The organism is Streptomyces sp. NBC_00878, assembly GCF_026341515.1.
In the GTDB taxonomy this organism is placed as follows: Bacteria; Actinomycetota; Actinomycetes; order Streptomycetales; family Streptomycetaceae; genus Streptomyces.
This window is the reverse complement of sequence record NZ_JAPEOK010000001.1, coordinates 9279947-9302076: the sequence shown is the minus strand read 5'-3', so window position 1 is coordinate 9302076 and position 22130 is coordinate 9279947. Positions and strand designations below refer to the sequence as shown.

General features: G+C 70.7%; 16 protein-coding genes. 11 read left to right on the top strand and 5 right to left on the bottom strand.

Translation table 11 applies throughout. The features are described 5' to 3' along the window. Positions 1–183: 183 nt before the first annotated feature. The 4 genes from OHA11_RS40360 to OHA11_RS40345 all read left to right on the top strand — a co-directional run bounded on the left by OHA11_RS40360 (position 184) and on the right by OHA11_RS40345 (position 6354). Positions 184–1341 carry a LacI family DNA-binding transcriptional regulator gene (locus OHA11_RS40360; RefSeq protein WP_323186731.1) on the top strand — a complete coding sequence of 386 codons (1158 nt, stop codon included), beginning with the start codon at positions 184–186 and terminating at the stop codon, positions 1339–1341. A gap of 252 nt (positions 1342–1593) precedes the next feature. Next, a complete protein-coding gene (locus OHA11_RS40355) occupies positions 1594–3108 on the top strand; it encodes a cytosine permease (protein WP_266505094.1) in 1515 nt (504 codons plus the stop codon). After that, positions 3105–5867, top strand: a complete 2763-nt coding sequence (locus tag OHA11_RS40350) for a hypothetical protein (protein ID WP_266505092.1) — start codon at positions 3105–3107, stop codon at positions 5865–5867. The genes OHA11_RS40355 and OHA11_RS40350 overlap by 4 nt, the downstream gene beginning before the upstream one ends. Then, complete coding sequence (locus tag OHA11_RS40345; protein WP_266505090.1) at positions 5860–6354, top strand: RbsD/FucU family protein; 495 nt, start codon at positions 5860–5862, stop codon at positions 6352–6354. The genes OHA11_RS40350 and OHA11_RS40345 overlap by 8 nt, the downstream gene beginning before the upstream one ends. 306 nt (positions 6355–6660) lie before the next feature. Here OHA11_RS40345 and OHA11_RS40340 read toward each other — a convergent pair whose 3' ends face one another. Beyond that, positions 6661–9717: a LuxR family transcriptional regulator gene (locus tag OHA11_RS40340; protein WP_266505087.1), complete on the bottom strand. Its 3057-nt coding sequence runs from the start codon at positions 9715–9717 to the stop codon at positions 6661–6663. A 269-nt stretch (positions 9718–9986) separates the two neighbouring features. On the opposite strand from OHA11_RS40340, the gene OHA11_RS40335 reads away from it, so the two are divergent. The 4 genes from OHA11_RS40335 to OHA11_RS40320 all read left to right on the top strand — a co-directional run bounded on the left by OHA11_RS40335 (position 9987) and on the right by OHA11_RS40320 (position 14940). Continuing rightward, the gene (locus tag OHA11_RS40335; protein ID WP_266505084.1) at positions 9987–10652 is read left to right on the top strand and encodes a hypothetical protein; all 666 of its coding nucleotides are present in this window, start codon (positions 9987–9989) and stop codon (positions 10650–10652) included. A 95-nt stretch (positions 10653–10747) separates the two neighbouring features. After that, positions 10748–11506 carry a dienelactone hydrolase family protein gene (locus OHA11_RS40330; protein WP_266505081.1) on the top strand — a complete coding sequence of 253 codons (759 nt, stop codon included), beginning with the start codon at positions 10748–10750 and terminating at the stop codon, positions 11504–11506. Positions 11507–12180: 674 nt separating this feature from the next. Then, positions 12181–14361 (top strand): prolyl oligopeptidase family serine peptidase, encoded by a 2181-nt coding sequence (locus tag OHA11_RS40325; protein ID WP_266505078.1) that lies wholly within the window; start codon positions 12181–12183, stop codon positions 14359–14361. 123 nt (positions 14362–14484) lie between these two features. Then, positions 14485–14940 (top strand): Rieske (2Fe-2S) protein, encoded by a 456-nt coding sequence (locus OHA11_RS40320; RefSeq protein WP_266505075.1) that lies wholly within the window; start codon positions 14485–14487, stop codon positions 14938–14940. On the opposite strand, the gene OHA11_RS40315 is transcribed toward OHA11_RS40320, so the two are convergent. Then, entirely contained in the window at positions 14927–15577 is a 651-nt protein-coding gene (locus tag OHA11_RS40315; protein ID WP_266505073.1) for a cysteine hydrolase, read from the bottom strand. The genes OHA11_RS40320 and OHA11_RS40315 overlap by 14 nt on opposite strands. Before the next feature lie 152 nt (positions 15578–15729). On the opposite strand from OHA11_RS40315, the gene OHA11_RS40310 reads away from it, so the two are divergent. Next, entirely contained in the window at positions 15730–16197 is a 468-nt protein-coding gene (locus tag OHA11_RS40310) for a pyridoxamine 5'-phosphate oxidase family protein (protein WP_266505070.1), read from the top strand. A 213-nt stretch (positions 16198–16410) separates the two neighbouring features. Here the strand turns inward: OHA11_RS40310 and OHA11_RS40305 are convergent, their stop codons facing one another. Next, positions 16411–17313, bottom strand: a complete 903-nt coding sequence (locus OHA11_RS40305) for a LysR family transcriptional regulator (RefSeq protein ID WP_266505067.1) — start codon at positions 17311–17313, stop codon at positions 16411–16413. 38 nt (positions 17314–17351) lie between these two features. On the opposite strand from OHA11_RS40305, the gene OHA11_RS40300 reads away from it, so the two are divergent. Continuing rightward, complete coding sequence (locus OHA11_RS40300) at positions 17352–18377, top strand: DMT family transporter (protein WP_266505064.1); 1026 nt, start codon at positions 17352–17354, stop codon at positions 18375–18377. A 141-nt stretch (positions 18378–18518) separates the two neighbouring features. Here OHA11_RS40300 and OHA11_RS40295 read toward each other — a convergent pair whose 3' ends face one another. Beyond that, on the bottom strand, positions 18519–19850 hold the full coding sequence (locus OHA11_RS40295; RefSeq protein WP_266505061.1) for an aminotransferase class I/II-fold pyridoxal phosphate-dependent enzyme: 1332 nt from the start codon (positions 19848–19850) through the stop codon (positions 18519–18521). 56 nt (positions 19851–19906) lie between these two features. Here OHA11_RS40295 and OHA11_RS40290 point away from each other — a divergent pair, with 56 nt between their 5' ends. Then, positions 19907–20584: a pyridoxamine 5'-phosphate oxidase family protein gene (locus tag OHA11_RS40290; RefSeq protein ID WP_266505059.1), complete on the top strand. Its 678-nt coding sequence runs from the start codon at positions 19907–19909 to the stop codon at positions 20582–20584. Positions 20585–20814: 230 nt separating this feature from the next. Here OHA11_RS40290 and OHA11_RS40285 read toward each other — a convergent pair whose 3' ends face one another. Continuing rightward, complete coding sequence (locus OHA11_RS40285; RefSeq protein WP_266505057.1) at positions 20815–21777, bottom strand: DMT family transporter; 963 nt, start codon at positions 21775–21777, stop codon at positions 20815–20817. Positions 21778–22130: the final 353 nt, after the last annotated feature.

The window sequence follows — 22130 nt, the reverse complement described above, 5'->3', positions numbered from 1 at the left end:
GACGTAGCGCGAGTGCGGTGAAAGACCGAGGTACACGGCGGCGTCCTTCACGTTGAGGAAAGCAGCGCGTACGGCCCAGCACCGACTGGGCTACCTGCCAGGCCACGCCACTTCCCCGCGGTCACGCCGATCCGCTGGCCACGGTCAGGTGGGCCAGGGTGCCCGTCCTCGGCAGCCCGGCGAGTGCACCAAAACCGCCTCTCCGGCCAATTCGGGGCACTCCGCAGTCTCGATCGGACCCGGAACGGCCACTGCGGAAATTGGTGCTGCGTAACCGGTTGCGCACATACCCCAGACGCGCCTACTTTGACCTGCGCAACCGGTTACGCAACCTCTGGAGGAATCGAATCCCACGTGGTGAACATCCGTGACATCGCGACTGAGGCCGGTGTGTCTGTGGCAACGGCGTCGCGTGCGCTCACCGGCAAGGGCCGGGTCTCAGCGGCGACGGTGGAGCGGGTGCGCGCCGTCGCGGATCGGCTGCAGTTCCAGCCGAACGAAATAGCTCGGAGCCTCTCCTCGGGCCGTTCACACTCCCTCGGTCTGATCGTTCCTGACATCACGAACCCGTTCTTCCCGGAGCTCATGGCCGGTGCGGAGAGCGCGGCGAAGGAACGCGGGCAGACCATCCTGCTCGCCGCATCGCCTGGGGCGGAGTCGGCGCGGGAGGATCTGCGATTGCTGGGTGCGCGCGGGGTCGACGGCTTCATCGTCGTGGGAAATCCGTTCGACTCCGCCGCGCGGCTGCGGGAGGCGGCCGGGACGCGACCGCTCGTTGTCGTCGACCGGGCGGAGTCGATCACCGGCATATCGACGGTCGTCACGGACCATGTCGAGGGCGCCGCACTCGCGGTGCGCCACCTGCTGGCGCTGGGGCACACCCGGATCGCCCACATCAGCGGCCCGTCCGGCCTCGATGTCACCGCGCTGCGTGTCTGCGGATACGAGAGCGAGATGCGCAAGGCGGGCCTCGAACCGACCGTCGTCGAGGGCGGTTTCACAGCGGACTGCGGAGCAGACGCCGTGGGCCGGCTGCTCGACGGGCCCGAGCCCCCGACGGCCGTCACAACGGCGAACGACATCGCCGCCATCGGTGCCATGAACGCCGTGTTCGCCCGGGGCATGCGGGTGCCGGAGGATCTCGGCGTCGTCGGCTACGACAACATCGCGCTGGCGGCGCTCGTCCGTCCCGCCCTGACGACCGTCGCCCAGGAGATCGGAGAGCTGGGTTCGCGCGCCGTGGCGGAGCTCGACCGGCAGATGTCCGGCAATCCCACGGCACGGACGGTCCTGCTCGGCACCCGTCTCGTCGAGCGCGGCACGACGAAGGCGGCGTCATGAACTCCGTGCGGGCCGTGGGGAGTGTCAACGAGACCTCCGGCCCGTGGTTGTCCCGCACGTGCGGTACCTGCCTCGGCAACCTCGCCGCCTGTCTCGCCGAGGACTGTGACCCGCGCACGGATTCGGAGGTCACCGTGACCCGACCGGCGTCGATCTCACCGCGACCGGGATCGACGCCCCCATGCCGACTGACCAGCTCGATCACGCCTGGCGTTCACAGGAGAACGATATGCAGACGAAGGAGACCGCGGTATGAGCGTTGATGAGAAGAAGGGCAGCGCCATCGAGACGAACGGGGTCAATCCCGTTCCGCTCGACGAGCGCCGGGGCAAGCCGAGCGGGCTCTTCGCCGTCTGGTTCGCCTGGAACGTGTCGATCCTGGGGATCAGCTACGGGATCTACGTCTTCGGCCTGGGCCTGAACGTCTGGCAGACCATCGTGGCCGGAACCCTCGGGTACGCGATCTCCTGCACGATGGTCGGCGTGCTTGCCGTCGGCGGTCCGCGCACCGGCCTTCCGACCCTTGTGCAGACGAGGTTCGCCTTCGGTATCCAGGGCAACCGCATACCGGCGTTCTTCGCCTATCTCTCCAACATGGGCTGGAAGATCACCATCATCACGCTCGCCTCGACCACGGGCGCGAACCTCTTCGGGAAGTTGTGGCCGGGCGTCTTCGCGGACTCCGACGGGTCGAGCTCTACCTTCACCATCGTGATCTGGTTCGTCCTCGTTCTGGCCGTCACGATGACCGTGTCCGTGCTGGGGCACGAGTTCATCATGCGGATCGAGGTGTGGGTCTCGTGGGTGACGGGCGTCATGACCGTCGCGTTCCTCGGGTTCGTACTCCCTGAGGTGCACTGGTCCCATCTCGGTGACGCGCCCGCGGGCGGACCGTTCGTCTTCATCGGCGGCGTCGTCATGGCGATGACGATGGTCGGCCTCGGGTTCCTCAACTACGGCGGGGATTTCGCCCGTTACCTGCGGCCGGACACTCCGGCGCGCGGTGTCGTCGCCTGGACCGCCATCGGACTCAGCCTGCCCGTCGTGCTGCTGCTGATCGTCGGCGCCCTGCTGGTAGGCAGCGACCCCGAGCTCGGAGCTGCCGCCGCGGCCGATCCGATCGGGGCGCTCACCGATCTGCTGCCCATGTGGTTCTTCGTCCCCTTCTCCGTAGTCATCGTCGTCTCCCTCGTCTCCGCGGCCATTACCGGCATCTACAGCTCCGGGCTCGCTCTGATGGCCGTAGGTGTCCCCCTGCGCCGCTCGGCGACGACCGCGTTCAACGCGGTGGTCATCGCTCTGGGTGCGTTCTACCTGCTGTTCATCTCGGACTCGTTCCTGGACACGTTCCAGTCGTTCCTGTCGCTGATCGCCGTGATGATGGGGACCATGGGCGGCATCCAGCTGGTCGACTTCGTACGCCAGCGCCGGATGGGGTGGAACACGGACATGGCTCTGCCGGCCGGATACGGTGGGCGGGGCGGCCGCTGGACGGCCCTGGTCAGCCTCGGCGTCGGGACCGTCGTCGGGCTCGGCCTCGTCACCAGTGCCGACCCCAACTTCGCGAAGCTGACCGGCTTCCTGCTCACGAAGGCGGGCCGCGACGGAGTGTTCGGCGCCAGCAGTCTCGGCGTCGTCATCGCGATGGTGATCGCGGCGGCGCTCTACGCCGTGCTCACGTACGCGCTGGGGCTCGACCCGCGGCCCGACTATTCACGTGTGTCGGCCGATGCCCGTGCCAAGAAGCCCGCGGCGGTGGAGCGTTGACCGGCGCGACGGCACGCGGGCAGGGCACGTTCGCCGAACCGGACGCCTGGCACCGGCCGGCCGCGTACTGGTTCTGGCACGAGCCGCCCGACCCGGCACTGATCCGGCGTCAGGTACACGAGATGTACCAGGCGGGGATCCGCAGCTTCCAGATCCAGGCCCGCCTGTCGTACCCGCGCGAGGGCTATCTGGACGAGGACTTTCTCACGGCGTGCCGGCTCGCGGTCGACACGGCGAGTGAGCTCGGCATGGTTGTCGGGCTCTACGACGACTACAACTGGCAGAGCGGCCACGCGGCCGGCCGAGCGGTCAGCGGCCATGACGAGCTGCGTGAACGCCATCTGTTCTGGATCCGGCTCGCGCCGGGCTCCCGCGCGGGCGAGGTGAGCGGCATCAGCTCGGCGACGCAGTCCCTCGGCCGGGCGGCGATGGAGTGGCACTACGAGGGCGGCAACGTCGCCTGGACGGACTGGCGTTGCGAGTACGTGGTGGCCGGCGGCGTCGAGCGCGACGCCGCGAGCGTCCAGGTGGACGGGCGGGCACAGGGCTGCCGGGTCACGCTGGAGGACACGGCGCCGGCCGATGCCGAGGTCGTGGTGTTCGTGTCGGCCCGCTGTGCGACGTCGCGTCTGGTCAACCCGATGGATCCCGTCGCCGTCGACCGTTTCATCACGGCCGGCTACGAACCGTTCGCCCGGGCCCTCGGCGACCACTTCGGCTCGACCGTCGCCTACCTGTTCTTCGACCAGCCGCACGCCGTCTTCTACGACTGGGCGGAGCGAACCGGCCAGCAGCGATCGGCGATCCCGTACCACCGCAGCCTCGGCGACGCGCTGCGCAAGGAACTCGCCGATGACCTGCCGCGCGCCCTGACCGCCCTGCTCGGCGGCGCCGACACCGAGGCGCGCAGCCTGCGCACCCGCTTCTACGACCACTTCAGCCGGCACGCGCAGGAGACGTTCCTCGGACGCGTCCGGGACTGGTGCCACGGCCACGGGCTGCTCGTGTCCGGGCACGAAGTGCTCGGACACGTCGGCGGCTGGAACCTCGACACCGCCTTCTCGCACTGGGACCTGCGGGTCAACTTCGGCCTCGACCACTTCGGCGTCGACGGCTACCGCGACCTGACCGCGGTGGACGCGCAGGACGCCGTAGACCAACTCAGCCCGGTCTTCGGCGACTCGGTGGCCCGCCACCACGGGCGCAACGGCACGCTGGTCGAGCAGTACTTCCTCACCCCGCCACCGGGCGGCACCCCGTGGTCGGGGCACTGGGGCCTGAGCCTGCGGGAGCTGCGGGCCACCGCCATGACGCATCATCTGCGCGGCATGCGGCAGATGATCTTTCACGGCTTCTACCAGACCCATGGGCACGGCCACGACCACGAGTCCCTCGCCAACCCCCGGTTCGACTTCCCGCCGGGCATCAACTTCGAGCCGTGGTTCACCGGCCATCACGCCCGTTTCGCGCAGGAGAGCGCGAGGGTGAGCGAGTTCCTCGAACCCGTACGTCCGCGTACCGATGTCGCGGTCCTCTACCCGCTCCGTACGGTGTGGTCGGAAGGGCAGTGCGCACGGCAGGCGCGTGAACTGGGCCAGTGGGCGGCCGGGTTGTCCTCGGCGGGCGTGCCTTTCCTGCTCATCGACGAGCGTGACCTCGCCGCAGCGGAAGCCAGGGACGGCGCCCTGCGCATCGGCGACCGGAGTTTCCGCGCCCTCGTCCTGCCCGCGACGACCACACTGCGGTCGAGCAGGACGATGGACACACTGCGCGACCTGCTCGCCGCGGGCGTACAAGTGGTGGCAAGCGGGCCGAAGCCGGAGGTCTACGAGTACGGGCCGCAGACGGCGAGCACGGACTGGGCGCGCCTGGGCGCGTCGACCACGAGCTTCGACACGGTCCCCGTTGCCGCCGAGCTGTCCGGCCTCTTCCCGGCACCGGCACAGAAGTTGTCGGTGCGGGCGCCTTCGGATTCGGTTCCGTCGGATTCTGCACTGCGTGTCCGCGCGGGAACGGACGGCCTCGGGGCGCTGCGCGTCGCGCTGTTCGCGACCGCCGGTACGGGTACGGAGGCGACGGTCGACCTCCCGCCGGGAGACTGGATCGTCGAGGACTGGGAGCCGGCTACCGGACAGCGGCAGACGATCGGCACCGCCTCGTCCACGCTGACGATCGCCCTCGCCGACCAGGAGGTACGTCTGCTCCGCCTGCACGCGGCTGCGGACGTGCCCAGCACCGGGGAGAGCGGACCGGTGCACGTCCCGTCGCGTTTCGAAGGGCCCTCGCTGACGGCCGCCACCGTGCTCGATTCGGGCTGGCACCTCGAACTCCCTCAGGAGGCTCACACAAGCCCGGGCACCAGCCGCCCCATCACCGTGACCGCAGGATGGGAACAGCAAGGCCTGGACACCTTCGCCGGTATCGCGGACTACGTACGCGAGATTCCCGCCAGCGGGACGCCGCGCCACCTCGAACTGCCGGCCGTCGCCGGCGCGGTGGAGGTTCTCGTCGACGGCATGAGCATCGCAGCCGTCGGCTGGCCACCGTACCGGTTCATCCTGCCCGGCCTGCCATCGCCCGGCGCCGAGCGCTGCGAACTGCGCGTACGCGTGGCGCCCCCGGCGGCAAACCGCTACTACGCCGGCACCGGCCTGCGAGCAGGCCCAGAGCCGTGCGGCCTGCTCGCACCGCCGGTCCTCGCCGACGCCGCTACCGAACACGCCATGACGAACGACGACTCAGAGAGCCACCATGCTTAAAGGACTCAACCCGCTCCTCACCCCAGACCTGCTCCACGCCCTCGCCGAGATGGGACACGGCGACACGATCGCGATCGTCGACCGCAACTTCCCGGCGTACTCGCTGAGCGATCGCGTCATCCACCTGGCCACAGCGGGCGTCGTCGAGACCGGCGAGGCCATCTTCAGCCTGCTGCCCCTCGACACCTTCGTGCCGTCACCGCTCGCACGGATGGAGATCGTCGGAGACCCGGACACCATTCCCGATGTGCAGGCCGAGTTCATACGTGCCGCCTCACGGTCCGCCGATCGCACTCTCGGTGTGGAGCCGATCGAACGCCATGCCTTCTACGCCCGGACGAAGGGCGCGTTCGCGGTCGTCAAGACCGGCGAGACACGGCCGTACGGCTGCTTCCTGGCCGTCAAGGGCGTACTGCCGGAGCCGGAGCCGGTCCGCCCACCCGAGAGTGCTACCAGCCCATCGACCACGACTCCGTACAGGCCCTAAGGGCTCACAGAAGAACAAGATGCGGGCGATCGGTGCGTTGACCTGCGAAGTCAAGTCATAGAACCCACAAGTTGATTCTCTGCAAGCCCTTACAACAGCCACTCAGCGTAGCTATGCCAGCGCCAACCAAGGGTGATCGCGGGCGGGGAGCGCTCAAGCCACCACGCCCGTGTTTCCCTTTTCCAATGACCGGTCCTTCTTCTTGATCCAACGGTGTCCTGCATGGCCGGCCAGGTGGGTCTCCTTTCCGGCGACGGGACATGAAGAAGGAACAACCCCAATTGCGCGGTACCGCGCGCAGTGAAGTCACTGTCCGTCCGCATACCGGCGGGACAGGGCGATCAGGGCGGCCCGGCCGGTCTGGTCGGTGCGGTTTCTTAGGCTCGCGAGGTGTTTCTCGACGGTGCGTGGCGAGAGGAAGAGCTGCTCGGCGATCTCCTGGTTGCCGAGCCCCCGGCCGAGCAGGCGCAGCACCTCGTACTCCCGCGCGGTCACCCCCGCCCGCCGCAGCTCCTGTGGAATCGTGTCGTGGCCCTCGCGTCGGCGGGCCACGGGAGAGCCCGCTTCCCGCAGCATGGCGCGGCAGGCGGCCGACACCCGTGTCGTGCCCCTGTCGTGGAAGAACGGCTCGGCCGCACGCAGCCACTCGACAGGACGTCCCCAGCCGTCGGCGAGCGCCGCCGAAGCGCCCAGGCGCAGACACAGGTGGCGGGCCAGGGGGATGGCCTCGGTCCCGGCCAGCGCTTCCTCGGCTGCCTTGGCGGCCTCTGCGGCCCGGCCCTCGCGGCCCAGCAGCACCGCCCGGGACCACCCCGCGAACGGCCGGTCCCAGTGGACCTGGGTGAGCCGGTCCGCGACGGCCCCGTCCAGCTCCGCCCAGCCGGCCGCGCCCCGTACGGTCCGCAGGAGCAGATAGGGGCCCAGGAAACCGGTGACCCCGCGCGTGCTGGGCAGTGCCCGCATGGCCCGGTCCGCCTCGGTGAACTCGGCCAGCGCGCGGTCGGGTTCCTCCCGCAGCAGCGAGCAGATGCCCTGGGCCCAGCCCCACACCGAGGTGTCGGCGTAGCCCCAGAGCGCTCCGGCGCTCCGTCCGGCCAGTGCGCTCTCCATGACGTGCAGCGCCGCCTGGAGTTTCTGCCGATCCCCACGTGAGGCAGCGATGATGGCGTCCACTCCGACGCCGATCAGCTGCACCTCGCGCAGCCGCAGCCGGTGGGCCGTCGTCCGGAGCCGGTGGGCCGACTCCAGGGCGCTGTCGTGCTCGTCGCGCAGCACATGGGCCTGCGCCAGATGCATGTCGGCCCAGGCCGTCATGAGCACCGCACCGGTCTCCTCGGCCGCCTTCCGTACGGCCCGCAGCCGATCGGTTCCGGTGGTCCGGATCCGGTCAAGGACGCCGAGTTCCAGCAGGCCGCGTATCCGCCAGACCGGCAGCGCATGAGTCTCGGCCGTGGCCACCAGGCGTTCGAACACCTTTTCCGCCTCGGCCAGGTCCTGAGGCCGCAGGCAGTACCCGAGCATGTTCAGCGCCTTGCAGCTGACCTCCGGCAGCCCGACCGTCTCGGCGGTCGCCACGGCCCCTTCGGCCAGGGCCCTGGCGCTCTCCAGCCGGTCCGGGCGCTGCGAGTTGAGCACCAGGTGCGCGGCGACCGAGTCGAGGGCGGCGCGGGACGCGGGGTCGGGCTCGGCTCCTAGCAGTTCCCGTGCCCGCCGCACCGCGGTCAGGCCCTCCTCCCACTGCTGCGCGGTGGCGGCGGCTCTGGCCCGGGCCAGGAAACCCGCGGCGCGGCGGACGGGCGGCGCGCCCCACACGGTCAGGACGCCGTCCAGCCGGTCACCGAGCTCCGGCACGCGCTGGACGTCGCCCGTGAGGACGAGTGTCCCCATTAACTCCTCCAGCAGCCCGGCCACCGCCTCGGGCGGGGCGTCCGCGGCGCCGGCGGTCAACTCCAGGCCCCGGTCGAGGAGTTCCACCGCGGTCAGCAGCGCGCCCCGCAGGACCGCCTGCCGGCCTGCTCGGGTGAGCAGCACGGCCGCCCGGGCCCGCTGCCCGCCGGCGACACACAGCTCCGCGGCCAGTCGGTACAGGTCGTCACCCGAGTCACTGCCGATCAGCGCGTGCGGCTCCCCGGCCCGCCGGACGGGGCGGCCCGCGTCTCGCGGCTCGGGACCTGCCGCGTCGACGGACTCGGCGGCGTCAACGCACTCAATGGCGTCGGCGGACTCGATCGCGTCGGCCGCGGCGAGACAGAGCGCCGCCCGCTCCACGGGCAGCAGCCGGTGGATGATGGCGTCGGCGGTCAGGGCGTGGCGGAACGTGTGCCAGCCGGGCTCCTCCGCGGTGGCGCCGTCGGTGACCAGATGGACGCGTGCCGCATGGCGCAGTTGGCGCAGTGCCGTCGCCCTGTCGAGCCCTGCGACGCGGGCGGCGATGTCCACGGGGAAGCGCCTGCCCAGGACGGCCGCCGCTTCCAGGAGCGCGACGCCGGGCGGTTCCAGGTGGTCCACGCGCTGGAGGACGGCGGCGGCGACCGTCGCGGGCACGTCGGCGTTCAGCGAGCCGGTCACCGTCCAGCGGTCGCCCTGCCGCTGAACGAGATTGCCGCCGTCGACCATGGCGGTCAGCAGTTCCTCCACGACGAAGGGGACACCTTCGGAAACGGCGTGCAGGCGGTCAAGTACGGCTGCCGGTACGTTGCCCGCGTCGTCGTGGCCCAGACAGCGGGCCGCCAGCTCCGCGGTGTGTGCGGGACCGAGGCGGGCGAGGCGCAGGGTGCGGGCCGTACGGCGGGACGCGGCGGCCTCGGCGAGGTCGAGGGCCGGTCCGGGCCCACCGCGCAGGGTGGCCAGCAGGACCGCCCGCTGGCCGGGAAGGTTGTCCGTGAGGTAGTCGACGATGGTGAGCGTGTCGGCGTCCGCGTCGTGCAGGTCCTCCAGCACCAGGACACAGCCGCCGGTGCGCCCGAGGGTCCCCACGAGCCGCAGCACCGCCTCGGCGTAGCCCACCAGCGGCGCGCCGTCCTGCGGCGCCAGCCCGCACAGTCGCGACAGCAGCGGCTCGTACGGGCCCAAGTCCCCGTCGGCGGGCGCCCCTTCACCGCGCAGTCCGGAGAACACGGCCTCCGCCAGCGGGCGCAGCGGCACCGCGCGCCCGGCGGACGCGGCCCGCCCGCGCAGCACCCGTAACCCGGTGCGTACGGCGACGTCCGCGGCCTCCTCGACGAGGCGTGACTTGCCAATGCCCGGCTCGCCCAGCACGAACACCGAGGAGCCCCGCCCCTCGCCCGCCGATCGGACGGCCGCGGTCAGAAGATCCCGCTCCGGTTCTCTGCCGACCAGTACCGATGACGACAACGACGACACTCAGGCCCCCCTGCACTCTCTTCCGGGATGCCCCCCACCGGCACCCGTCGAAAGCTCCTTCGAGTCCGCACAGCGTAGTACCCAGGAGTCACAGGAGCCGCACAACTACATGGGGGGACTTCCCCGATGTCCGCGACGGCGGGCGGGCGGCACGCTCTCCTCCAGCAGGGCAGGGGGGACAGGGCATGGCCTGGGGGGGGACATGCCCTGCCTGCTGTTCGTTCTTCGATGGGGGTCGTCACATGTCTTCAACACCGTCAATGCCGTCGGTGCCCCGTGTTCGCGGATGGATCACCGCCGGGCTTCTGAGCATGGCCCTGTGCGGGTGCTCGTCGCTCACCGGAAGCACGGCCGGAGGCACGGGAGGAGGCGCGGGAGGGGACACCGGCGGTTCGCTGTCGACGAGTTCGGCGGCGGACGGACCGGACGCACCGGAGGTACCGGCGACCGCGCTGGACCTGGAGCGGGTGTGCACGGACGGGCTCGGCTACTCGGGGATGCCCGCCTACGACCGTACGAAGAAGACCGTGCACCCGGCGATGCTCATGAACAACTCCGGTGACAACTGGTCGCAGTTCGAGCCGCCCGCCGGCGACTTCCCCAAGGGCTGGATCCTCGGCTACTCGGACAAGCCGGCCGACGCCGAGCTGGTCGTCTGCGTCGAACGCACCAAGGCGAGCCCGACCGGCAAGAAGTGCGACATGGAGACCGACGACGGCAAACCGTTCACCGTGCGTACGTACAACACCTCGTACCGCCTGAAGATCGTCGAGGCGCGCACGGGCAAGGAGTTGTCCAGGCACACGGGCGAGGCCAAGTCCGACGAGTGCCCGATGTACATCTTCACCTCGGAGGGCGAGGACAAGGACAAGCACTACAACGAGGTGCGGCCGAAGGACTACCGCAAGCGCGTACAGCCCTTCATCGCGCCGTAGCCTTCACCTCGGCCGTCCCGCCGTAGCATCACCTCGGCCGTCCCGCCGTAGCCTCCGTCTCGGCCGTCCCCGTCGCCTCTCCCCCGGAGGACAGCATGCCCGCCACGACCAGCACCGCCGTCGATCTCACCGAGCTCAGCGTCGCCCGCGGTGGCTCCCGTCGGCTCACCGGCCATCTCACCCGGCCCACGGGGCCGGGCCCCTGGCCCGGTGTCGTCGTGGTCCATGAGGCGCTGGGCGTCAACGATGTGATGCACCGTCAGACGGAACGGCTGGCGAGAGCCGGGTACCTGGTCATCATGCCGGACCTGTTCACCGACGGAGGGACCGTCCGCTGCCTGGTGCCGACCTTCCGGGCCGCCCTGTCCGGACACGGCCGCGCCTTCCGCGACATCGAGGCGGCCCGCACCCGCCTCGCCCAGGATCCCGACTGCACCGGGCGGATCGGCATCATCGGCTTCTGCATGGGCGGTGCCTTCGCCCTCGTCGCCGTGAATGACGGCGAGTTCGACGCCGCCTCCGTCAACTACGGCCGTCTGCCGAAGGAGATCGACGGGGCCCTCGACGGTTCCTGCCCCGTCGTCGCGAGTTACGGGGCCCGCGACCGTACGCTGCGGGGCGCGGCCCGCAAGCTGGAGGCGTCCCTCGACCGACTCGGCATCGTCCACGACGTCAAGGAGTACCCGGAGGCCGGGCATTCCTTCCTCAACGACGCCGAGGCCGGACCACGGGCGCTGCGTCCACTGATGCGCGTCGCCGGAATCAAGCCGCACCCGGAGTCCGCCACCGACGCCTGGCGCCGCATCGACGACTTCTTCGCCACGCACCTCAAGACGGAATCCCGGAAGGGCTGACTGGCGTCCTCCTCGACCAGCGGGGCACCAGTGCGGTGTTGAACGGCCGCCGTAGAGCGCCTTCAGACGGTCGGCCGACGACACCGTCGACGCTGAGTGGAACACTTCGGCCGCCTTCGCTCGCCGCGCGCGAGCGACGGGCCGGCCGCTGCGAGACGTCGGACCGCGCCTTCGGCCTGCGGATCCACGCTGCGCCCTCGGCCCCGGTGCCCTTCCCCTGAGCCGACGACTCGACGGATCCCGCCCGTGCACCGCCCTCCGAAAACACCGGATCGTCCGGATGACGACCGTGTCGAAGGTAGAATCCACAGACCTCGGTGACCTCCACCTGCACAACACCGTCGCCGCCGCGCCCCCGCGCTCTGTAATGGGCCGAATTGGGTGGCTGCGAGCATTGGGCGTGCTCTGGGACCTTTCTGCGACGTCCGGTTGCATCAGCGATGCAGCGATGCATGGCCGCGAAACACCCGAAGGATCATGTGCGCGGGTTCACGCCACTACGTGGACAAATTCACGACGTACATGCCGAGTTCGCCGGCCTCGGCAAGCCCCGGCAAGCCCCGGCAGCGAGCCGCCCTCACGCAGCGGCGTGATGTAGCGGGTCGTGCTGACTTCTTGAGTATCGCCCCAGGTCACTGAGGCGTTCCCCGTCCACTCACACAAAGGAATCACCTGTGACCGCCGAAGATTTGCCCCTCCAGTACGCCCGGACGAAACGCTTCTCCCTCGGCGTGCCGCGCGCCTTCACCGTTTCGCCGGACGGCGACCGCGTCCTCTTCCTGCGCACCACGAGCGGCCGCTCCACAACCAGCCTGCTGTGGCTGTACGAGAACGGCGAGGAGCGGCTGCTCGCCGACCCGTTCACGCTCGGCGACGACGGAGAGGTCCCGGAGGCCGAGCGGATCCGCCGCGAGCGGGCCCGCGAAACGAGCGCGGGCATCGTCTCGTACGCCACCGACGCGGCCGTCCGCCTGATCGTGTTCGCCCTCTCGGGCGCCCTGTGGACCGTACGCACGGACGAGGGCGTCCCGCGCCGGATCCCCACTCCGGGCCCGGTGGTCGCCCCGCACCCGAGCCCCGACGGCTCCCGCATCGCGTACGTCAGTGACGGCGCCCTCCACGTCATACGCATCGACGGCACGGCCGACCGCGCGCTGGCCAGGCCGGAGGGCCCGGACGTGACGTACGGGCTCTCCGACCACGTCTCGGCCGAGTCCCTGAACCGTACGCGGTCGTTCTGGTGGTCGCCGGAGGGGGACGCGCTGCTGGTGGTACGCGTCGACAACTCACCGGTCCAGCAGTGGTACATCGGCGATCCCGCCGAGCCCTCGCGTCCACCGCGTGCGATCCGGTATCCGGCGGCGGGCACGGCCAACGCCGAGTTGTCGCTGCACGTGGTGGGTCTCGACGGCGAGCGCGTGGAGGCACGGCTCCCCAAGGAGGCTTCCGAGTCGCATCCGGCAGGCGAGTGGACCGATCCCGCCTTCGAGTACGTCGTGCACGCGGCCTGGGACGGCTCCGGGCCCTCCGCCATCGTGCAGACCAGGGACCAGCGCTCGGCGTATCTGCTCCGGATCGGCCCCTCGACGGGTGCGACCACGACGCTCCACCATCTCCGGGACGCCTCCTGGCTGGAGTTCGTACCCGGAACGCCGGCCTCCACCGCCACCGCCGGCCTCGTCCTCACCACGCAGGAGGGAACGCGCGGACTGCTGTTGACCGGGACGGGGGTGCGCACTCCGGAGAGTCTGTACGTCCACGAACTGCTCGGTGTGGTGGGCGACCGGCTCTTCTTCATGGCGTGCGAGGAGCCGACGGAGGTGCACGTCTGGTCGTACGACCCGGCGAGCGGGTTCGCGCGGCTGACCGACGAGCCGGGGGTGCACAGCGGCGCCATCGGGGGCGACACCGTCGTCCTGGACAGCACCACCCTCGACGGACAGACGGTGACGGTACTGCGGGACGGCGAACCGGCCGGGCGGATCCGGGTACTGGCCGAGCGGCCCGTGACCGAACCGCGCCCCCGCTTCCTGACGCTCGGCGAGCGGGAGCTGCGCGCGGCGCTGTACCTGCCGACGTCGTACGCACCGACGTCGAACGGATCGACGTCGAACGGGTCGACGTCGAACGGGTCGACGTCGAACGGGTCGACGTCGTACGAGCCGGGGGCGGGCCGCCTCCCCGTGATCGTGCACTCGTACTCGGGCCCCGGCGCGCAGAAGGTCGTGAAGGCCGCCGCCTGGCACCACGCCGTGAACCAGTGGTTCGCCGACCAGGGCTTCGCGGTGCTGTGCGTCGACGGACGGGGCACGCCGGGGCGCGACCGGGCATGGGAGACGGCCATTCACGGCGACCAGCTGACGCCCGTGATCGAGGACCAGGCGGACGCCGTACGCGCCGCCGCGGAGCTCTTCCCCGAGCTGGACACGGGACGCGTGGCCATCCGGGGCTGGTCGTTCGGCGGCTATCTCGCGGCGGGGGCCGTACTGCACCGGCCCGATGTGTTCCACGCGGCCGTCGCGGGCGCGGCCCCGACCGATCTGCGGCTGTACGACACGCACTGGAAAGAGCGGTTCATGGGGCACCCGGACATCCAGCCGGAGAACTACGAACGCTGTTCCCTGGTGGCGCACGCGCACAAGCTCACACGACCGGTGATGCTCATCCATGGGATGGCCGACGACAATGTGGCACCCGCACACATGCTGAGGTTCTCGGCGGCGCTGCTCGCGGCGGGCCGACCGCACACCGTGCTCCCGCTGCCGGGCGCGACCCACCTGGTGACGCAGGAGGGCGTGATAGACACCTTGCTCAGGCTGGATCTCGATTTCATCAAGAAGTCGCTCGATTCCTGAATCGCCTGAACTGCACGGGTGAGCAACCCGTACCTCCTGCTGGGTCACCACGCATGTTGGCTCAACACACAACTTTACAAACGCATATCTGCACACTGCACATCTGTGGAAGGGACCGCCACTATGTCCAGCGAATCGCTTCAGCCTGCGCCGACACTCTGTCGTCGCACCCTCCTGGCGGCGCTAGGCGGGGCGGGTATCGCCGCCACGCTGACCGCCTGCGGGGGCTCGGACGACAGCTCGTCCGGCTCCTCCGACGCTTCCCAGTCGTCGGGCTCCGGCGCCGGCGCCGGAGCGGCGCTGGCCAAGACCACCGACATCCCGGAGGGCGGCGGCAAGGTGTTCACCGACCAGGGCGTGGTCGTGACGCAGCCGACGGCCGGTGAGTTCAAGGCCTACTCGACGGTGTGCCCGCACCAGAAGCAGCAAGTGAACAGCGTCGACGGCGGCGTCATCACGTGCCCCGCCCACGGCAGCCAGTTCAGCGTCGCGGACGGAAGTGTCAAGAAGGGGCCCGCGACCAGCGCGCTGACCGCCGCCAAGATCACCGTGAGCGGGGACTCGATCACGCTCGGCTGACCCGCCGGGGTCGCTTGAGACAGGCCAGCACCTCGTCCGTGGTGGCGATGGTGGCCACCAGGGCGAGCGTGTTGCGGATCATCGCGGGGGTGTAGTCGGAAGGCACCCCCGCGATGGCGTCCCTGGGGACGACGACGGTGTATCCGCGGTTCACGGCGTCGAACACGGTGTTGGGTACGGCCACATTGGCGGAGACGCCGGTCACGATCAGCGTGCGGCAGCCGAGGTTGCGCAACAGCGCGTCGACGTCGGTACCGGCGAGGGGCGACAGACCGTGCAGTCGGCGCACGACGAAGTCCTCCTCGGCGACCTCGATGGGCGGTGCGACTCGTACCGCGGTGGACCCCGACAACTGCCGCACCGGCAGACGTTCGGCCGCGCGGAACAGCCGGGCGTTGTGGTTGGCACCCCGGCCGTCGGGGCGGCGTTCGGCGATCGCGTGCATGACCTGTACGCCGCTCTCGTGGGCCGCCGCGACGAGACGGGCGACGTGGGCGAGCACGCCCGAGGCGCGGGCCTCCTTGGCCAATTCCGGCAGCGCACTGTCCGGGCCGACGACGCCCTGCTGGCACTCGACGGTGAGCAGGACCGTGGTCGCGGGGTCGAGGAGTTCGCTGAGCGCTTCGTACGACGGCATGGCTCCCCCTGTGGCGGGCGGTCCCCGGACCCGGCGTGACCCGGCGGACTTGGTCTGCGATGGCGGGCGAGCGTAACCACCATTGCGCCCGGACGGAAGACGGCCCATGCTTATCTGACGCTACGTCAGAGATTCAGGGATGAGGGAACCGTATGGCGGTCACTCAGCGCCGGGGCCGAAGGATCATGATGACTCCCGACGAGCTGGACGAGTTCCTGACCACCCAGCGCACGTGCCGGGTCGCGACCGTGTCTGCCGACGGCGCCCCGCACGTCAGCACGCTCTGGTTCGCCTGGGACGGCAAGTCCCTCTGGCTGTACTCGATCACACGCAGCAAGCGCTGGGCCGACCTGCGACGCGACCCCCGTGTCGCCGTGGTCGTCGACACGGGTGAGGAGTACGGCGAGTTGCGGGGCGTCGAGCTGTCAGGCGCCGTCGAGTTCGTCGGCGAGGCTCCGCGCACGGGCGAGCCGTTCCCCGAACTCGACGCTGTGGAGCGGTTGTTCGCCCGCAAGAACTTCGGCCTCACCGAAATGCCGCACGACGGCCGCCACGCATGGATACGCCTGACACCGGAAGCAACAGCTTCATGGGACTTCCGCAAGCTCGCGGCACTGTGACGTGGGGTGCCGCTTCGGGGTAGTGGGGGGTGCGGCGTCGCGATGTCGCGGCGTGGTGCATGGCGTGGCACGACGCGGGGTTCCTGTGTCGGCGCACCCCATGGCCAGGCGCCCCACAAGGAGCGCGGGGCTGTATCGATTGCGGCTCTGCCGCGTGGGAGCGACCAGCCACACACAACCCGCACCCGAATAACCGCGCCCAAATAACCGCGCCTAGGACACCCCCACCGCAGCGGAGCGCAACGCATCCACCACCGCCCGGATCGCCGGCCGGCGATCCGCGTCCACCCGCCACACCGCGTACACGTGCCTCGTCACACCGGGCCGCACCGGAACCGTACGCACACCGGCCGGAACAGGATCACGCCCGAGCCGGGGCGCCACGCACACGCCGAGCCCGGCCGCGACGAGCGCGAGTTGCGTGTGGTGCTCCTCGGCCCGATGGGCGATGACCGGCTCGATCCCCTTGCCGCGCAGCGTGAAGAGCAGCCACTCATGGCAGAACTCCCCCTCGTCCCAGGCGATCCACTCGTCGTCGGCGAAGTCCTCCAGGTCCACCTCGGAACGATCGGCCAGACGATGCCCCGCGGGCATCGCCAGATCCGTCGGGTCGTCGAGAAGCGAGGCCTTGACCAAGCCCTCCGGCAAGGGCAACGGCTTGTTGTACCAATCGAGGACCACCGCCAGATCGAGGTCGCCGCGCGCAACCCCGGCGACCCCGATCTCCGGCTCCAGCTCACGCGAGCGAACCCGCAGCCCGGGATGCTCGGCCCGCAGCGCGGCAAGCGCCGTGGGGAACAGCCCGCGCGCCGCCGTAGGGAACGCGGAGAGCCTCAACTCCCCGACCACCTGCCCGCGCTGCGCCTCCAGATCGGACTGGGCGAGCTCGACCTGGGACAGGATGCGGGCGGCGTGGTCGGCGAGCAGCCGCCCCGCGTCGGTGAGCCGCACCCCCCGCCCGTTCTTGGCGAGCAGCCGCTGCCCCACTTCCCGCTCCAGCTTGGACATCTGCTGGGACACCGCCGAGGTCGTCACATGCAGCCCCTCGGCCGCGCCGCTGACCGAGCCGTGCCGGGCCAGGGCGTCGAGGGTACGCAGGCGCTCCAGGTTCAACATATAAGGAATACTACGAGGTACCACGCAAAAAATCTCGCTTGTGCTACGAGATCACGTCCGTCATCGTGGACGGCATGAACGCCGCGACGGACCCCCGAACCCCTTCCTCCCCTTCCCCTTCCGTCAGCCCTCAGACCTCGCCCCACACCACCGGGCCCCGTCGCACCCGTCGTACCCGTCGCAGCAGCCGAGCCCTCGACTGGCGTCTGCGCTTCGGCGGCCTGTCGCTGATCTGGGGGTTCAGCTTCCTTCTCATCAAGGTCGGCACCGAGGGCTACGCCCCCTTCCAAGTGACGTTCGGGCGGCTGCTGTTCGGGACGCTGGTGCTCGCCGTCGCGATGGCGTGGAAGCGGGAGCGGCTGCCGCGCGGAGCGCGCACCTGGGGGCATCTGACGGTCGCGGCCCTGCTGCTCAACGCCTTGCCGTTCTCCCTGTTCGCGTACTCGGAGCTGACGATTCCGTCCACGCTGGCGGGGATCTGCAACGCGACCTCGCCCCTGTGGGGCATGGCCCTGTCCCTGGTCGCCCTCTCCGAGGACCGGCCCACCCGCCGCCGGGTCGCAGGCCTCGGGATCGGCTTCCTCGGCGTACTGACCGTGCTCGGCGCCTGGCAGGGTTTCCACGGCCTCGACGCCGCGGGAACCACGATGGCCCTGCTGGCGTCGCTCAGTTACCCGATCGGCTGGATCTACATCCGCCGCACACTGGCCGGCTCCAGCCACTCCAACCTCTCGCTGACCGGGGCCCAGTTGCTGCTCGCGACGGCCCAACTGGCCGTCGTCACCCCGCTGTTCACCTCACTGCCGCACCGGTTCCCGCTCATACCGCTGCTCGCGATCATCGCCCTGGGCGCCCTCGGCACGGGCCTGGCCGTCCTCGTCCAGTACGGCCTGGTCGCCGAGGTCGGCCCGACGACGGCCCAGATGGTCACGTACTTCATCCCGGTCATCGCCACCGCCGCGGGCGTCGCGATCCTCGGCGAGTCGCTGACCTGGTCGACACCGGTGGGCGCGGCCATCGTGCTGGCGGGCGCGGCACTCACACAGTCCAGGCGCAAGACCTGAGCCCACCGCAGGACGGCGTGACCGCGCCACCAGGCCACCGCGTCACCGCGCCACCGCCTCGCCAGGCCACCAGGCCACCGCCTCACCGCATCACCGCGTCCCGGACGACGACGTCCACACCGGTCGGACGGAACGACGGCCTCAGACATAACGCCGCGCGGGCGCCGCCCCGACCGCCGCGGCGACCGCGTCCGCCACCGCCTCGACCTCGTCCGGAGCGAGCGTCGAGACAGTGATCCGCAGCCCTGGTGGCGCGCTCATCCGGAAGCGGGCACCCGGCGCGACGGCCCAGCCCGCGTGCAGGAGCCGCGCGACGGCCCCGGTCTCGTCCGGCACGGGCACCCACACATTCATCCCGCTGCGTCCGTACGCCTCGATGCCGCGCTCCGCGAGCGCGTCGATCAACGCGTCCCGCCGCCGCCTGTACACCGCCGCCACGGCCCGCGTGTCCACCGCCCCACCGGCCCACAGCCCCGCCACGGCCCGTTGCAACAGCCGGCTCACCCACCCGGGCCCCAACCGCTGCCGCCCCTGCACACGGTCGACGGTGACCGAGTCGCCGGTGAGCACGGCAAGTCGCAGATCGGGCCCGTACGCCTTGGCGACCGAGCGCATGAACGCCCAGTGCCTGGTCACGCCGGCCAGCGGATGCAGGGGCAGGTCGACGATGCGATGCCCATGGTCGTCCTCGACGAGCAGGGTCTGCGGGTACTCGGCCAGCACGGAACGCAGGGCACGCGCGCGCGTGGCGCTCACCGCGGCGCCGGTCGGGTTCTGCGCGCGGTCCGTGACGATCAGGGCCCGCGCTCCGCCCTCCAGCGCGGCTCGTACGTCGTCGGGCAGCGGCCCCTCGTCGTCGACGCCGACCGGAACGGCGCGCAACCCGAGCGCCGGGATCAGATCGAGCACACTGCGCCAGCCCGGATCCTCGACGGCGACCCTGTCACCGGCCCTGAGGTGGACGGCCAGCACCCGTTCGATGGCGTCGAGCGACCCCGAGGTGACCACGAGCGGCCCGTCCGGCACGCCGTCCGCGTCCAGTTCCGCACGCGCGAGCCGCGCCAACTCCGGCTCCACGGCGGCCTCTCCGTAGAGCACCGGTTTCCGGTCCGCGTGCGCCGCGGCCACCGCGAACACCTCGACGAGCGAGGGCAGCAGGGCGGTATCCGGATTGCCGTCGGACAGGTTCCGCACCCCTGGCGGCACATCCAGGCGGGAGATCTCCCGAACGGTCGTCACCGGCTTGGACCGTACGCGACTGCCGCGCCGGCCCGCGGTCTCGATGACCCCGCGTTCACGCAGGGTGCGATAGGCGGCCGCGACGGTATTGGGATTCACCCCGAGCTCGCCCGCCAACTCCCGCATCGGCGGCAGCAGTTGGCCCGGCTGCAACTCCCCCGAACCCACCGCCCGCTCGACGCTGGCCGCAATCTCGGCTGCGCGCTTGCCTTCGATCCGATACTCTCCTAGCACAAAACAGAGTATGCACTAGTGCAATATTCCACGCAAGGCGAGACCTGGAGAACACCATGACGGAGACGGCCACCCCGCACCCCGCCACCTACACCCCGACCGACCGCACCGTCCCCACCCGCTCCAGGGAGCGTGCCGCGTACGACCACGAGATGGTGCACTCGATCCTCGACGAGGGGTACGTCTGCCATCTGGGCTTCGTGCGCGACGGGGCGCCGGTCGTGCTGCCCACGCTGTACGGGCGGGTCGGCGAGCGTCTCTACCTGCACGGCTCGACGGGTTCGCGCCCCCTGCGGATGGCTGGACAGGCCGACCCCGGCCTGCCGGTCTGCCTCACCGTCACGCACGTCGACGGACTGGTGCTGGCCCGCTCGGCCTTCCACCACTCGATCAACTACCGCTCCGTGGTGGTGCACGGCATCGCGCACAAGGTGACCGACCTCGACGAGAAGCGGGAGGCCCTGGACGCCGTGGTCGACCACGTGGTGCCGGGCCGCTCGTACGACTCCCGGCCCGCCAACGCCAAGGAGCTGGCCGCCACCGCCGTGCTCCGCCTGGACCTCGCCGAGGTCTCCGCCAAGCTGCGCACGGGCGGCCCGAACGACGAGCCCGAGGACCTCGGCCTGCCCCACTGGACCGGAGTCCTCCCGCTCCGCAAGGGATACGACATCCCGGTCCCCGCGGCCGACCTCGCCCCCGGAATAGAGATCCCCGACTACCTGGCGACCCTCTGACACACGAACCGATACACGAACCAATACGCGAACTGATGCGTGAACTGACACGCGAATTATCGTCCGGAGGAAATCCAGAACCGCATGGCCACCCGAACTGACCACAAGAGGCAGTCCGGTTGACCGGCGCCGCCGGCTCCCTCACAGGTGACCGGCCGTGTGGACCCTACGGGGTGGGGCCCACACGGCCGGTACCGACGAACAAGCCCCCCGGTGCCGGGCGGCGGCCCTCAGAGCAGAGCCTGATCCTCCACGCGAGCCTTCCTCGGGGTCCCCGCACCCCGTGCCTCCGCGAGCGCGAGCCCCGCGACCGACCCGAGCATCAACAGCGTGCCCGCGACCGTGGCCGCCGTCAGTCGCTCGCCGAGCAGAGCGACGGCCAGGACCGCCGCGCTCACCGGTTCGAGAAGCATGATCACGGAGACGGTGGCGGAGCGGACGACGGCCGCGCCCGCGAAGTACAGGGCGTAGGCGAGAGCTGTCGGAACCGCGGCGATGAACACCACCAGCGCGACGACCCGGGCGGGTTCGTCGGTGTGCGGCACCAGCCCCTCGGCGATCCCGAACGGCAGCAGACACAGGGCCGTGACGGCGAACGCCCCCACGGTGGTGGAGGACCCGTCGGTGCCACCGTCGCGCCCCCACCAACGGGTCAGGAGCGTCATCACCGAGTACCCGGCAGCGGCCACGACCGCGAGCGCGACACCCCACGGCCGGACCGCCGCACCACCGCTGCCCAGCACGAGCACCGCGAGCCCGGCAAGCGCCCCGGCGACGGCGGCGTATCCGGCGCGCCCGAGTCGTTCCCTCATGGTCAGCCGCGCGCCGAGCGCGATGAGCACGGGACCGGCGCCGAGGGTGACGACGGTGGCCACGGCGAGTCCGGTGGCTTCGACCGCGGCGAAGTACGCGGTCTGGAAGACCGCGAGCCCCACGCCTGTGGCTCCGGTCCGCAGCAGCCGCGTACGAAGGAGCGGTCGTGCGGTGGGGCGTGGCCGGCGCCGCAGCGACCGGACGGCGAGCAGCAGGGCGAGGCCGCCCGCGCAGCGCCAGAAGGACAGGGCGACGGGGCCCATGTCGCTGGCGCGGTAGACGAGTGAGGCGACCGCGCCCGCAGTGCCCCAGGCGGCGCCGGCGACGGTCAGATAGAGGAGGCCTCGCCCAATGGGCAGGCCGGAAACAGCATGCGACACGTGTTCTCTCCGCAGATCCGCAGAAGCTCGGGAAAGGACCACGCCCCGCGCCATGCGGGCAGCACGCCGGCCAGATCGGGCGTACGAGCCTCGTCAGGCGGGTGGTGAATCGCAGCGACCAGGTCGGTCGTCTCGGCGCGGAGGGTCCTCGGACTTCATCCGCGGGCAGCACCGTTCCGCCCGACCGGTGGCCGGGCGGGGATTCCGGAGGGCCCGCCTCAGGCGGCCGGAGGCGGAAGAACGAGTGCGTCCGAATGCATGATCGGCAGTCTAGGTCCTGTCGTCACATTCCCGTCTGCCGGCCGACGCTTGGCACGCACCGGACGCCGCCCGGCCCACACTTTCGGGCGGAC